The following is a 12,827-nucleotide window of genomic DNA, read 5'->3' on the forward strand; positions in this document are numbered from 1 at the left end:
TCCGCCTGTTCGCGGTTACCGCACGTGCGGCCGATTTCCGCGCAGTAGCCCGTCGCTTCCACGAGTTCTTCCGCGATGGCGCGCAAACCGCCGCCCTCGCGGAACCGCGCCCGGAAATGCTGCACGAGCCCGAGGAACTGGCGCAGTCCCTCCTGCGCCTGCGGCGGCGCGAGGCCGCGCTTGAGCAGCGCCGCGATGCCGTTGCCGAACGAGAGCCGTTCCCGGCGGCACAGGTCGTGTAGCGCGTGCAGCGTTGCGTCGCCGACGCCGCGCCGCGGCATATTGACCACACGCAGGAACGCGGCCTCGTCATGCGGGTTTGCGGCCACCTTGAGGTACGAGACGATGTCCTTCACTTCCGCGCGCTCGAAGAATTCCTGGCCGCCGACCACGACGTACGGGATGCCGGCCTGGCGGAACGCCACTTCAAAGGGCCGCGACTGGAGGTTCGAGCGATACAACACGGCGAAGGATGCGTACGGCGCCTTCGTGCGTGAGCGGATATGCCCGAGCCACGCGGCCGACCGCCGCGCCTCGTCCTCCTCGTTGCCCGTGACGATCCAGTCAATGGGACGGCCCTCGCCGAGATTCGACCAGAGCTGCTTCTCACGGCGTTTGACGTTGTGGCGGATGACCGCGTTCGCCGCATTGAGGATGGTCACGGTGGACCGGTAATTCTGGTCGAGGGTGACAATCGTCGCTTCGGGGAAATCTCGCTCGAATTCGAGCAGGTTGCGCACATCGGCGCCGCGCCAGCCGTAGATCGATTGATCGTCGTCGCCGACTACGAACAGGTTGCGGTGCTTCTCCACCAAGAGCCGGAGCAACTCATACTGCACGCGGTTCGTGTCCTGGTATTCGTCGACCATGACGTAGTGGAAGCGCTGCTGGTACGCGGCGAGAATACGCGGATGTTCGCGCCACAGTTGCAGCGTCATCAGCAGGAGGTCGTCGAAATCGAGGCTGTTCGCCGCCCGCAACGCCGACTGATACCGCTCGAACACGTCCGGAAGATGCTGCCGGTACTTCTCCTGCGTTGCCGGGACCTTCTGTTTCGCCTTAGGCCGCGCTTTCCCGAGCGCGGTGCCCGAGTTTTTGTGGAGGCTGATGGCCGCTTGGAACAGCGCCGGGCTGAATGTTTCGCCGCGGTCCGCGTCTTCGAGCACGCGCCGCAGCAGAATGCGCCCGTCGCTTTCCGTCGCGATTGTGAATGTGCGCCGGTAGCCGACCTGGTCGGCGTGCTCGCGCAGCACCCGCACGCAGAAGGAGTGAAAGGTCGCGATCGTGATCCGCGCCGCCCGTTCTTGCCCGACCACCTTTGCGACGCGTTCGCGCATCTCGTCCGCCGCCTTGTTCGTGAACGTTACGGCGAGGATGGACGCCGGCGCGCCGCGGCCCGATGCGAGCAGGTGCGCGATGCGTTGCGTGATAACGCGCGTCTTGCCGCTACCCGCGCCTGCCAGCACGAGTACCGGCCCTTCCGTCTGCAACACGGCTTCCCGCTGACGCGGATTCAACCCGTGAAGATGTGCGGTATCGTCGGGCACGAGAGAGTCTTTCGAAAGTTGTAACCGCTGCGCAAAGCGCGGGATTGTAGCAGGAGGGGGCAGCGGCGCCGCAATGTCCGTGCCGCGTCTCAGCCCCGCATCGACAGAATCAGGTCGAGGCCGTCTTCGACGCCGCGCATGGGCGTCCGTAGCGCGCGCCGCGCTTTTGCATTGCTCAGCGACACATCGCGCGGGCGCGGCGCGCGTCCTGGAAGGAGCACCGGGTCGTTGGGCACAACCCAATCCTCCGGATAACCCAGCCGCTTCGCGATGCGCCGCACGAGGTCGCAGCGGTTCAGAATATCGTTGCCTGAGAGATGAATGAATCCCGTGAAATCGTTGCCGGCCAGTTCCAGAAGCGCGCGGCCAAGCGTTACGACATCGACCGGGGAGCGAACCTCGACCGGCGGCACCCCGACCGCCTCACCCTTCTCCCACTTCGCAAGCATACGCGACAGGAAGGAGTTTCCCGCGCCGCCGAGAGGCAGGCCCATGACGATCGAGACCCGGGCGATGACCCATGGAACCGCGAGCGCGCTCGTGATTTCCTCGCCCATCACTTTCGTGCGCCCGTAGAAATTCGCCGGGACCGGCCTGTCTTCTTCCGCGTAGGGGCCATGCTCGCCGTCAAACGCGTTGTCCGTGGACAGATAGAGGAACCGCGCGCCAAGTTCCACCGCGAGCGCGGCCATGCGCCGCGTCCATTCGACGTTCACGCGCAGCGCCTCGTCGCGGTGCGCCTCGCAGAAATCAATGTCTGCGATGGCTGCCGCGTGCATGATCACGTCCGGCGCGATGCCGCGTACCGCCCGGTCCAGCGCGTCGAAATTCAGCGGATCGAGCGCGTGCCAACGGACGTTGTCGCGCTCCAGCGGCGCGCCGCCCCGGGTCAGCGCATGCGCTTCCCATTCGGGCCCGGCCTGTGCAACCACGCTGCCACCGACAAACCCGCCTGCGCCCGTGAGTAACAATCGCATCTGATTTGCACCTCCTTACGCGTGCTTCCTCGAAACGGAGCATAACCCAGACGCGCGCTCCGGCAAAAGCGGCCGTAGACGCAAGGCAAGCGGGCAGGCGTCCCCGACCTGCCCCGGCCTGCCGCGGCGGGAAGCCAAGGACGCGCGCACAGGCGCCCGCCGTGACACGCCTGCCGCCGGCCGCTGGTTCGCCATAGTCGCGGCGCGTTGCCGTGCGGGCTATAATGGGGGCCTGAAACTGGGGAACGTGCAAGGAGGGGCAAGGTCATGTTACGAGGAGTCAATCAGTGGGCATTCCCCGCCGGCATGCCGCCGGAGAAGGCAATGAGTCTTGCCGCCGAGGCGGGTCTCGAGGCCTTTGAGATCTGTCTGGGCGAGGATGGTCCCACGCCTATCGCCATTGCAGAGGACGAACTCGTCGCGCTGCGGAGGCACGCGGACAAGCTGAACCTCCGGCTGGGCAGCATCGCCACGGGGCTGGGCTGGACGTATCCGCTGACTTCGCCGGACCCGGCCATCCGTGAGCGGGGCAAGGCCACAGTCGAGCGCATGTTGCGCGCCGCTTATGCCGTCGGCGCGGATGCGGTGCTGGTGGTGCCGGGTGTCGTGGACGGGCAGACCGCGTATGACGAGGCCCTGGAACGGGCACTGGATGCGATTCAGGACCTGGCCCCGCTGGCGGAGCAGTTGCAGGTGTGCATCGCCGTGGAGAACGTCTGGAACAAGTTCCTGCTGAGCCCGGTGGAGATGCGCGATTTCATCGACCAGTTCGAAAGCCCCTGCGTGGGAGCCTATGTGGACGTAGGGAACATGCTGGTCTACGGGTATCCGGAACAGTGGCTGCGCATCCTGGGCCGGCGCGTGTGCAAGGTTCACATGAAGGATTTCCGGCTCCCGGTCGCGGACATCAACGGCTTTGTCATGCTGCTCGAAGGCGATGTAAACTGGCCTGCGGTGATGGCGGCATTGCGGGCCATCGGTTATGACGGACCGCTCACGGCCGAATACGGGCCGTATGAGCACGGCGTGGAGGCGACCCTGCGGCATATCAACATCGCATTGGAGGCTATTCTGGAGCTGTAAGGGCAACGCAAACGTCTTCCATGCGGCTTGAGGTTACGCGGCGCACGCGGCTGCGCCGCGCACGGAAAAGGAGAACGCCATGAATTTGGCAATCGTAGGATGCGGTGGCATCGGACGCCTGCACGCGGAAATGGCCACGCGCGCCGGCTTGAAGATCGTCGCGTGTACCGACAAGGACCCGGACGCCGCGAAGGCGCTTGGGCGTCAGTACAATGCGTCGGCGTCCACGGACATGGACGGAGTCATTCGCCGGCCAGACGTGGATATCGTCCTCGTTACGACGCCGACGCCGCGCCATTCGGGCGCGGTGACCGATGCGGCGAAGGCGGGCAAGCACATTTTCTGCGAGAAGCCGTTTGCAAGCACGGTGCAGCAGTGCCGGGCGGCCATCGCGGCGGCCAAGAAAGCGCGCGTGAAGCTGTTCGTCGGTCACGTGGTCCGCTACTTTCACGAGTTTGAAACGATCCGGGCGGAAATCCGCGCAGGCAAAATCGGGACGCCCGGCTTCGCGAAGCTCTACCGGGGCGGCTTCTATCCCGGCGGCCCCACGAGCTGGTTCCGCGACTATGCGCAGAGCGGGGGCGTGACCTTCGATTGCATGATCCACGACCTGGACTGGGTCCGTTACATGTTCGGCGAGCCGGAGCGCATCTTCTGCCAGGCGTTGCGGCGGTCGGAACCGGAGAAGCTTGATTATTCGCAAGTCACGATGAAAATGAAGAATGGGATGCTCGCTCTTGTCATTGGCACGTGGGCCCATCCGGCGGGGTTCCAGGTCAAGGTGGAGGTCTGCGGCAGCGGCGGCGCGATTCAATTCGACAGCAAGGTGAGCTCATTGAGCGCGATGAAACGCGAGGTCAAGGGCGCCGCGCCGACCATGGTGGTGCCGTCCAGCGCCGAGGACGTCAGTCCGTACCAGCTCGAATGGGAGGATTTCATTGGCTGGATCGAGGGGAAGCACGAGCCGCGGGTTACCGCCGAAGACGCGGTGCGCGCGGTCGAGATAGCCCTCGCCGCGCTGAAATCCGCCGATACCGGGAAACCCGTGGAATTGTGAAGCTACCGGCGCGCGGGCCGCGCGCGTCGAGGAGATTGCGACCATGCGGAAAACGAAGATTGGAATCATGAGTTTCGCTCACATGCACGCGTACAACTACGCCGCGTGCCTGAAGGCGTTGCCCGAGGCCGAATTCGCGGCTATCTGGGACGACAAGCCGCGCCGGGGCCGCGCCGCCGCCCGGAAGTTCGGTACGGCGTTCCTGGCCAAGCAGGAGAAATTCCTCGAAATGGACCTGGACGGCGTGATCATTTGTTCCGAGAATGTGAAGCACCGCGAGATGACCACGCGCGCCGCCGCCGCGGGCAAGTGGGTCCTTTGTGAAAAGCCGCTGGCCACGAACGTGGCCGATGCCCACGCCATGATCAAGGCCTGCGAAAAGGCCAGAGTCGGCCTCGGCACGGCGTTCCCCTGCCGTTTCGCGGCGTCCTTGCGCGTGGCCCACGACCGCATCGCCTCGGGCGAGTTCGGCGCCGTCTACGCCGTTTCCTGCACGAATAACGGCTCGAACCCCGGCGACTGGTTCGTCGATGAGGAGCTTTCTGGCGGCGGCGCCACGATGGACCACACCGTGCATGTCGCCGATTGGCTGCGGTGGACTTTGGGCAAGGAATTTCGCAAGGTGTACTGCGAGGCCGGAAACGTACTGCACGAGGGAGTCTTGGAAACGGACGATGTCGGCCTGCTCCAGCTGGAAATGGAGGGAGGCATCCAGGTCTCGCACGTGGCCAGTTGGAGCCGGCCGAGGAGTTACCCGACCTGGGGCGACGTAACCTTCGAGTTCATCTGTGAGAAGGGTGTCCTGAACGTGGACGCCTTCAACCAGCGCGTGGATGTCTACAGCGATGCCGCTATGAAGACGGAATGGGTTTCCTGGGGCACCAACGCCGACCTGGGACTCATCCGCGATTTTGTCCGGGCCATTATAGAGAAACGTCCGCCTGCCGCGACGGGTCTCGACGGGTTGCGCGCCACGGAAGTGACCGTAGCGGCGTATGAATCCCTGAAATCGGGGAATGTGGTCAAATTGCGGGCCTGAACCGGCGTGGCCGCGCCGGTGTCGGCAAAACGCCGGTCTCATGCGTTCAACAGAAGTGCTGGCAAGCATGTAACAAGGCGCGTTTCGGCCGGTAAGCTGGAAGGAAGCGTTCTAAAGAGCAGGATGGCGCCGGAACATGGAGTCAAAGCCGTGCGCGGGCCGCTTCGGCAAGCGGCAAAGGACATCACATGAAACACTTGAAGACCTTGTCAATATCGTGGGGTGAGCCTGAAATCACCATTGCGCAGATTCTGGCCGTGGTCGGGCAGATGATGTCCGTCGTGGGCGCGTCCCTGCTTTCCAAGGAAGCGGCGGCGGATGACGACCAGTAGTCGTGCATCCGGGCCGCACCGCGGCTGCACGGCTTGCTCTTCGGAACTTTTTCGCCGTCGGGGCGATTAGAATCGTAAGTCTGCATCGGATTGCGGATGCGCATGATCAGATAGATGCGAAGACGGCGCAAGCGCCCGCCGCGATTGAGGTTAGCCGTGTCTTCGCAGCTGGTCAGGCGGCGTCTGGATTCGTTGACTGGGGTTGCAGCCGGTGCTATACTGCGTCGTGACCCCGGTGACAATTGGCCGGTGCCTTGTTGACGGGAAGGACAAATATGAAACACGTCGTAACTATTTCGACGCATCCGAAGCGTGCTTCTCTGGGCGCGACACCCGGACAGGTGATCTCCGTGGTCGCACAGTTAATGACGGTTGTCGCAACGGCGTTGCTGGCCAAGGAGGGAGCTACGGGGTGACTCGCGCGGCCCCGAGCAGCACCATATATAGTGTCATTGTGGACAAGAGACCCATAATATAGTATCTAAGAAGCAATAGAGCCAAGCCGGGGATTTTCTCATGAAACATGTTTGCACGGTATCTAGAGCGCCGTACGCGGCCTCCGACCTGTGTACCAACCCGACCAGTGATTATCAGGTTAAACTGTGTTTCCTGGTCAGCATTTTGACGGACTTTTTCGTGCCGGTCCTGCAGATAAAGAACGAGGTGGGAGGGGACGACGAGACCCCCGCCTGATGGCAGTGGCCGCGCGAGCGGCTTGAGGAATGATTCGTATGATACGGTTACATCCGGTGACGCGCGCGCCGGCCAGCGCCTCTGAAATCCCGCCTGAAGTCAAGCTGACTTTTGCCATGAACCTTATCGAGATCAGTATCCCGTTGTTTCAGAACAAGAGTCCCGACAATCCGCTGCCGGACGGCGGGGATGACGATACGACGTGATTCGCTTGGCGCACCCGCGGGGTGAGCGGGGCAGGACCGTGACGCCGGAAGAGCAACGAGAGACCGTGGAGTGAGCAAATGATGCATTTGCGGAAGATTACGATGCAGCGCGCGGACGCGTTCACGGACTTCATGAATGCGATGTGGCGCGCATGGCAGGATTTCCGGTACGACAAAAACCGGGAAATCACGTTCTGACGCGTTTTCGCGAGGCGTATTCCGCCCTGACGGGACGGCAAGTCCATTGATCTGCGAGACCCGAATGTCCCAGGTGATGGGGAAGAAGCCGCACGGAAGAGGTCGGGCGGCGGGAGACAGTTCGGGCCGTCTGCGTTTTTTCTGGGGTAGCGCTTACCCCGACAGCCTTTGCTGGAGCACTGGGGCCTCATGATTCAGACGCCGTATGGGTATATCCGCGCCGCCGAATCGGAGGATGCGCCTGCTCTTGTGCGCCTCTACGACCCGGCTCGCCCGCGCGCGGCGCTGCTCGACGCCAAGCGGGAGCCGATTATGCCGACGCCGGACGACGTGCGCGAGCTGCTTTCCCGCAAAGAGGTGCAGCAGGGCGCGCTTTATGCGGTCGAAGACGCGACGGGCGCTGTTCGCGGGTTTTGCAGCGTGCGCGGCGTGAACGCCGAAGCGGCATTTGGCGAAACGGCGCTGCTGTTCCTCGACGAGGAGGCCTACGCAACGCCGCTGGCGGAAGACGTGCTTGAGTTCGTGCTCGACCGCGCGTTCGTGCGGCTGCGTCTGCGCAAGCTGCTCGCCCACGCGTTCGAAGGCGAGACGGCCTTGAAGGGGTTCCTGGCGGGGCACGGTTTCGAGAGCAACGGCGTGCAGCGCGATGCCTTGTATACGCTCGGGCGCTGGCACAGTCTTGAAGTGTTTACCCGGTTTGCCGGATAGGAAATCTGCATGCGTGATCCGCTGACGACATTCATACGGCGCGCTGACCGCGACGACCTGGATATTATCGTCGGCTGGGTTGAAGACCCCGATTTCGCGCGATTCCTCTACGGCGACCCCGCGCGATCACCGCGGCAGGTCCGCGAGCAGATAGTGTCGATGCTGGGCCGCACGGCGAGCCACACGATGCCGGGTGGCATTTACCTGGTCATTGACTCGAAGGAGCAGGGCCCGATCGGGCTGCTCTCGCTGCAGCACATCAGCTGGCGCAACCGCTGCTGCAGCGTGGACTTCTACATCGGGCGCAAGGAATTCCGCAGCGGGCTTGTGGCGGGCATGGCAGCCTATCGCACGCTCGAATATTGTTTCGATGAACTCAACCTGCACCGGGTTCAGGCTTACATTTACGCTTTCAACCGGGCATCGTGGCGGCTGCTCGAGAAGACCGGCGCGGTGCGCGAACTGACCTTGCGCGAGCACGTTGCCCGCGACGGCGCGTTACACGACGTGTACGGGTACGGCCTCTTGCGCCGGGAGTTCGAGGTTTTTCGCGAGCGGACCGGCCGGGTCAGAGGCGTCTCGCTGCAAGACATGATTCGAAACCTCCTGGGGGAATCTTCCGTCGAGTCCGGCGCCGAAGGGGGTGCCGGGTGAAGCCGATCTTCTGGGTTCTGCTGTTCCTGTACACGGGCGCGTCGGTATGGCGGCACGCCCGCGCGCGCGATGTGGCCCCGCGCCCGGATCAGTGGCGCTGGGTTGGCCTGCAGACGCCTTTGCTGGCGGCGGCACTGTGGCTTGCTTTCGAGCGGGGCGTTCTCTCCCGCGGTCTGTTTTCCCCGCTGGGCATTGCGGGCGGCCTTGCGGCGGGATACCTGGCGCATGCCGTTTCGTTATTCGTGACCAACGCCTCGACGGACGTGCGGGGCCTTTTGCGCAGCCTGCGCCTCTATTTTCTGCGCGGCTCGCGGCGCGGCGCGTTTTTTGCCGGCCGGCCCGGCCCGATGTTCGCCCTGCTGCACAACAGCATCGTCGAAGAAATCATCTTCCGTGCGGTGGCGCAGCCCCTGCTTATTGCCGCGACCGGTCTCAGCGCCGTGTCGATATGCATGGTCGCATTCCTGTTCGCGGTCGGTCACGAGCACGCGGTGCGGCGCCCCCGTATCGAGTCGTTCGAGTTTCTGGCCTATTCGGTCCTGCTCGGCGCGCTCTACCACTGGACCGGCAGCCTGATTCTCGTTATCGTTGTGCATACGGTCCGCAATTTCGAGCTTCAGTATCAGCAGCACCTGCTTCGCGTCGGAGCTCTGCGGCAGCGCAGGCGCGCCGTCGTGTTCAGGGCGCGCCGGCGGGGCCGGAGCGTGCGGCGCTGGAGCGCGATGACGAACCGGCGTACCCTGAGGTGTTTGGCGTAACCATGATGGTGCATCCGCTCGTTGAATTGAGTCAGGTCGACAAGACCTTTCAGACGCGCCATTTCCTGCATTTGGACGAGGAAACGCGGCAGCGCCGGCTCTATGCGCGGCGCACGGTGCACGCGGCGCGCAATATCAGCTTTGCGATCCAGCCGGGAGAGGTTTTCGGCCTGCTCGGGCCGAACGGGGCGGGCAAGACGACGGCGGTCAAGATGATTTCCGGCCTGGTGCGGCCGGACCGGGGCGTCGTCTACGTGGACCGGCTTGATGTCGAGCGGCATCGCGGCAAGGTGCTGCGCCAGATCGGCGTCGTGCTCGAGGGCACGCGCACCAGCATCTGGCCGCTTACCCCGCTTGAGAATCTGGCGTACTATGGCAATTTGAAGGGCGTGCGCGGGGCCGAATTGAAGGAGCGTTCGCACCGGCTTCTCGATTTCATCGGCCTGCGCGAAAAGAAGAATGTCCAGGTGCGCCGGCTGTCGCGCGGCGAGAAGCAGAAGCTCGCCATATGTATCTCGCTCATCGCCGACCCGCGCATTATTCTGCTCGATGAACCGACCACGGGCCTGGACGTGCAGAGCAGCCGCGCGATTAAGGACCGCGTCGTGCAAATGACGCGCGAGCTTGGCAAATGTGTGCTCGTGACCACGCACGACATGGCCGTGGCGCAGGAACTGTGCGACCGTATCGGCATCATCAACAAAGGGCAATTGGTCACGTGCCGGCCCACGGCGGAATTGCTGGACTTGTTCTCGGAGCAGGTATTCGCGTTCCGGGTCGACCGCGTTCCCGGTGCGGACGCGTTCGCGGATATCCCGGGCGTCACTGCCGCCGTCGCGGAAGACGGGGAAGACGGCCCCACGCTCGCCGTGACCCTGGTGCGCGAGACGGCCGGGCGTTCCGAAGCGCTCTATGAGGTGATGGCGCGGCTGCGCCGGGGCGGCTATCAATTGCGGTCGATTCATCAGCAACAGCAGACGCTCGAGAACGTCTTCCTGCAATTGACCTCGGAACGTCCCGATGCGACAGCGTTATTGACTGGAGAACGTCCGTGAGGGGTTTCTTTCTTATCCTGAAGGCGGAGATCGTCCGGTCGTGGATTATTACGCGGCGTTACTGGTTCCGCACCTTGACGGGCATCATCGTCGGGTACGGCATGCTGATGGGTCTGATCATCGGGTTCATGTCGCGTGGCGGCGCGGATTCGCAGGCCGTGCCCGGGGGGCCGCCGCCTACAGCGGTCACGCAACAGGCGCCGCCGGGCCAAGCGCCCCCGGACGGCGCCGTCGAGCGTGACGGCAAGCCCGCATCGGGGCCGGGCATCGCTTCGGGCCTGGTTTCCGACCCCAACAAGGCCACGAGCTATGTGCTGGGGTTCATTATTGGGCTGTTCGCGTTTGGCATCGTCGGCCTGTTCACGCAGGGGCTTCAGGGGATGGCGCAGATGGGGGTGCTCGAGCAGTTGTGCCTGAGTCCCTACGGACTCGTGACCAATTTCCTGGCGCGGTCCGTGGTGGGCGGCGTCAACAGCATTGTGTCGTCCGGCATTATGCTTTGGCTGATTACGTGGTCGTTGCAGGGCTCGTTGCACTGGGATTGGGTCGCGGCGCCGGTGCTGCTGGCGCTCACGTTCATCAACCTGCTCGGGTTCGGTTTCATGGTCGGCGGGCTCGTCCTGGTGTTCAAGCAGACCGGCCAATTGGCGATCATCGTCCGGCTCGTGTTGTTCGGTCTCGCGCTGTTTGCCGACGAGCGGCTGCTGCATGGGAATTGGCTCATGACGGCGTTCCTCCACGTGCTTCCCGTGACGGATGCGGCCATCTGCCTCAAATATGTGTTTATCGAGGGCGGGGGGCGGTCGGTTTTTCTTCCCGAAGCCCCTTATTGTTTCTATTTCCTGCTCTTGAATTGCGTTTTCTGGACGTCCGTGGGCATTGCCTGTTTCAAGATCATGGAGAATCACAGCCGCCATAAGGGCACGCTGGGGGCCTATTGATGCCGGAACCGGCGCTGCATCGTTTTCTGCACGGCGAACGCCGATACGCCATCGATCCCGAGTCGTGTTTCTGCTTCGAGTGCGACCAGATCTCGTGGGACGTGCTCGAATACTACCCGGGGGCCGCCGCCAACCATGTCGTGCATCGGCTCCGGGACCGGTATGACCCCAAGGAGGCCGGCGAAGTCATCAGCGAACTCGAATGGCTTCGCGCAACCAAGGCCATTCTCAAGACGCCCGGCCGCGACGAATTGATCAAGCGTTTCGAGGTGGAGCGCGGGCTCAAGCTGCTGACGCTGCAACTCGGCGCGGGCGCATCTGACCCGACGCGTATTCGCGATGCGGCGGTGTTGCTGCTGGCCCGTTCCGGCGCGCAACAGGACCTTCGGCTCGTGATCGAGGCCGCCCCCGCTGGCTTCGATGCCGGCGCGGCTGCGCGCGGCTGCGAGGAAGCGCTGCGGCTGGGCGAACTGGCGGGCAAGAAGCTGACCGTGGCGGTGCGGATCGGTCCGCTGCCCTTGCGCGAACCGGAACCGTTACGCGAACACGCTTGCGGCGCGCAATGGGAATTCCGGAGCGGGGGGCCGCCGCCCCGGGATGTCCTGGCGCCGCTCGCGCGGGCGGGATTCGGCAATCTGGGCCGGCTCGCGAAGACGTTCTCGCCGGAACAAGCGGTATCGGGCCGCATTGTGTTGACCCCGGGTTCCGCCAGGTTCGCACACGCGGTCCAGGCTTTGGAGGAATCTGGATTTCCGGTCATTGAACTGGACTTGGACGCCGCATTCGCCGCCCATCCGGAGATTGCGCCCGCGGCTGTTTTCGAGGAACTGCGTACGACCGCGGTCTATTACGCGAACCGGTTGCTCGAAGGCCGCTACTTCCGGCTGGACCCGATCGCGCCGCTCTTCCTGCGCATCTACCAGGGCCAGCCCGCGCGGCGCGCGGACCCGGCGGGGACCAACGAACTGGCGGTGGACCGTAACGGCAACGTCTACCCGTCGCGGCTCTGGCTGGGCGATGCGGCGTTCCGCGCCGGCTCCCTGGAACAGGGGCGGGTTGATGAGGCGCTGCTGAAGCGCTTCGACGACGTGGGGGCGGTCACCACGGCCGCGTGCATGCGCTGCTGGGCGCGCGGGCTGTGCGGCGGCGGGACGGCCGCGGTGCATCAGGCGTGCTCGGGAGACTACCGGACCCCGCATGAACCGTGGTGCGACGCGCAGCGTGCGTGGCTCGAAGCGGCCGTGGCCGCCTTCAATCTGCTGGCGTCGCGCGGCGTTCCCTTTGCGCGCATCTACGAGAACCTCGGGCGCGCGCGGCGCCCGTCGCTGTTCCAACTGGCGCGCGCGGCGTTTCGCAAGCAGATTGGCCTGCGGCCCCTCGAAGAAGCCGACGCCGAATTGCTCACCCGCTGGGAAAACTGGAACGAAGCGGCCTATTTCTTGTGCACGGAATCGGGGATGTTCATGGCCACGCGCTATGACCGCGAAATGGACTCGTTGTATCCGCGCGAGTACGAACACGAGTTCCTGCTCTTGCGCAAGACGGGCGCGCCGATGGGGCTGCTGCGCGTGCGGCCCGA

Annotated in this window: 15 protein-coding genes; 13 read left to right on the forward strand and 2 right to left on the reverse strand. The window is 64.1% G+C overall.

The genetic code is table 11. From position 1 onward, the window contains the following. The coding region (locus KA184_18870) for a UvrD-helicase domain-containing protein (GenBank protein MBP8131647.1) at positions 1-1,547 on the reverse strand (1,547 nt) is incomplete at its 3' end. Between the two features lie 89 nt (positions 1,548-1,636). After that, entirely contained in the window at positions 1,637-2,524 is an 888-nt protein-coding gene (locus KA184_18875; GenBank protein MBP8131648.1) for an NAD(P)-dependent oxidoreductase, read from the reverse strand. Positions 2,525-2,791: 267 nt separating this feature from the next. On the opposite strand from KA184_18875, the gene KA184_18880 reads away from it, so the two are divergent. The 13 genes from KA184_18880 to KA184_18940 all read left to right on the forward strand — a co-directional run. Then, entirely contained in the window at positions 2,792-3,607 is an 816-nt protein-coding gene (locus tag KA184_18880) for a TIM barrel protein (GenBank protein MBP8131649.1), read from the forward strand. 79 nt (positions 3,608-3,686) lie between these two features. After that, the gene (locus KA184_18885) at positions 3,687-4,664 is read left to right on the forward strand and encodes a Gfo/Idh/MocA family oxidoreductase (GenBank protein MBP8131650.1); all 978 of its coding nucleotides are present in this window, start codon (positions 3,687-3,689) and stop codon (positions 4,662-4,664) included. Between the two features lie 43 nt (positions 4,665-4,707). After that, the gene (locus KA184_18890) at positions 4,708-5,703 is read left to right on the forward strand and encodes a Gfo/Idh/MocA family oxidoreductase (GenBank protein ID MBP8131651.1); all 996 of its coding nucleotides are present in this window, start codon (positions 4,708-4,710) and stop codon (positions 5,701-5,703) included. Positions 5,704-5,891: 188 nt separating this feature from the next. Next, the gene (locus KA184_18895) at positions 5,892-6,035 is read left to right on the forward strand and encodes a hypothetical protein (GenBank protein ID MBP8131652.1); all 144 of its coding nucleotides are present in this window, start codon (positions 5,892-5,894) and stop codon (positions 6,033-6,035) included. Between the two features lie 275 nt (positions 6,036-6,310). Then, the gene (locus KA184_18900) at positions 6,311-6,451 is read left to right on the forward strand and encodes a hypothetical protein (GenBank protein ID MBP8131653.1); all 141 of its coding nucleotides are present in this window, start codon (positions 6,311-6,313) and stop codon (positions 6,449-6,451) included. 100 nt (positions 6,452-6,551) lie between these two features. Further along, complete coding sequence (locus KA184_18905) at positions 6,552-6,728, forward strand: hypothetical protein (GenBank protein ID MBP8131654.1); 177 nt, start codon at positions 6,552-6,554, stop codon at positions 6,726-6,728. Between the two features lie 38 nt (positions 6,729-6,766). Beyond that, on the forward strand, positions 6,767-6,934 hold the full coding sequence (locus KA184_18910) for a hypothetical protein (GenBank protein MBP8131655.1): 168 nt from the start codon (positions 6,767-6,769) through the stop codon (positions 6,932-6,934). A gap of 387 nt (positions 6,935-7,321) precedes the next feature. Beyond that, positions 7,322-7,840 (forward strand): GNAT family N-acetyltransferase, encoded by a 519-nt coding sequence (locus tag KA184_18915; protein MBP8131656.1) that lies wholly within the window; start codon positions 7,322-7,324, stop codon positions 7,838-7,840. A gap of 9 nt (positions 7,841-7,849) precedes the next feature. After that, entirely contained in the window at positions 7,850-8,494 is a 645-nt protein-coding gene (locus KA184_18920; GenBank protein MBP8131657.1) for a GNAT family N-acetyltransferase, read from the forward strand. Next, positions 8,491-9,252, forward strand: a complete 762-nt coding sequence (locus tag KA184_18925) for a CPBP family intramembrane metalloprotease (GenBank protein MBP8131658.1) — start codon at positions 8,491-8,493, stop codon at positions 9,250-9,252. The genes KA184_18920 and KA184_18925 overlap by 4 nt, the downstream gene beginning before the upstream one ends. Positions 9,253-9,254: 2 nt before the next feature. Then, positions 9,255-10,307 (forward strand): ABC transporter ATP-binding protein, encoded by a 1,053-nt coding sequence (locus KA184_18930; GenBank protein ID MBP8131659.1) that lies wholly within the window; start codon positions 9,255-9,257, stop codon positions 10,305-10,307. After that, entirely contained in the window at positions 10,304-11,248 is a 945-nt protein-coding gene (locus KA184_18935; GenBank protein ID MBP8131660.1) for an ABC transporter permease, read from the forward strand. The genes KA184_18930 and KA184_18935 overlap by 4 nt, the downstream gene beginning before the upstream one ends. After that, positions 11,248-12,827: SPASM domain-containing protein (locus KA184_18940; protein MBP8131661.1), on the forward strand; the 1,580-nt coding region annotated here is incomplete at its 3' end. The genes KA184_18935 and KA184_18940, both read left to right, overlap by 1 nt.

The sequence above is a fragment of the Candidatus Hydrogenedentota bacterium genome, assembly GCA_018005585.1.
Taxonomy (GTDB): Bacteria; Hydrogenedentota; Hydrogenedentia; order Hydrogenedentales; family JAGMZX01; genus JAGMZX01.

Excerpts from the sequence above, each read along its gene's own strand:
- KA184_18875 (MBP8131648.1), bottom strand. The coding sequence starts at position 2,524 with ATGCGATTGTTACTCACGGGCGCAGGCGGGTTTGTCGGTGGCAGCGTG.
- KA184_18880 (MBP8131649.1), top strand. The coding sequence starts at position 2,792 with ATGTTACGAGGAGTCAATCAGTGGGCATTCCCCGCCGGCATGCCGCCG.
- KA184_18885 (MBP8131650.1), top strand. The coding sequence starts at position 3,687 with ATGAATTTGGCAATCGTAGGATGCGGTGGCATCGGACGCCTGCACGCG.
- KA184_18890 (MBP8131651.1), top strand. The coding sequence starts at position 4,708 with ATGCGGAAAACGAAGATTGGAATCATGAGTTTCGCTCACATGCACGCG.
- KA184_18895 (MBP8131652.1), top strand. The coding sequence starts at position 5,892 with ATGAAACACTTGAAGACCTTGTCAATATCGTGGGGTGAGCCTGAAATC.
- KA184_18900 (MBP8131653.1), top strand. The coding sequence starts at position 6,311 with ATGAAACACGTCGTAACTATTTCGACGCATCCGAAGCGTGCTTCTCTG.
- KA184_18905 (MBP8131654.1), top strand. The coding sequence starts at position 6,552 with ATGAAACATGTTTGCACGGTATCTAGAGCGCCGTACGCGGCCTCCGAC.
- KA184_18910 (MBP8131655.1), top strand. The coding sequence starts at position 6,767 with ATGATACGGTTACATCCGGTGACGCGCGCGCCGGCCAGCGCCTCTGAA.
- KA184_18915 (MBP8131656.1), top strand. The coding sequence starts at position 7,322 with ATGATTCAGACGCCGTATGGGTATATCCGCGCCGCCGAATCGGAGGAT.
- KA184_18920 (MBP8131657.1), top strand. The coding sequence starts at position 7,850 with ATGCGTGATCCGCTGACGACATTCATACGGCGCGCTGACCGCGACGAC.
- KA184_18930 (MBP8131659.1), top strand. The coding sequence starts at position 9,255 with ATGATGGTGCATCCGCTCGTTGAATTGAGTCAGGTCGACAAGACCTTT.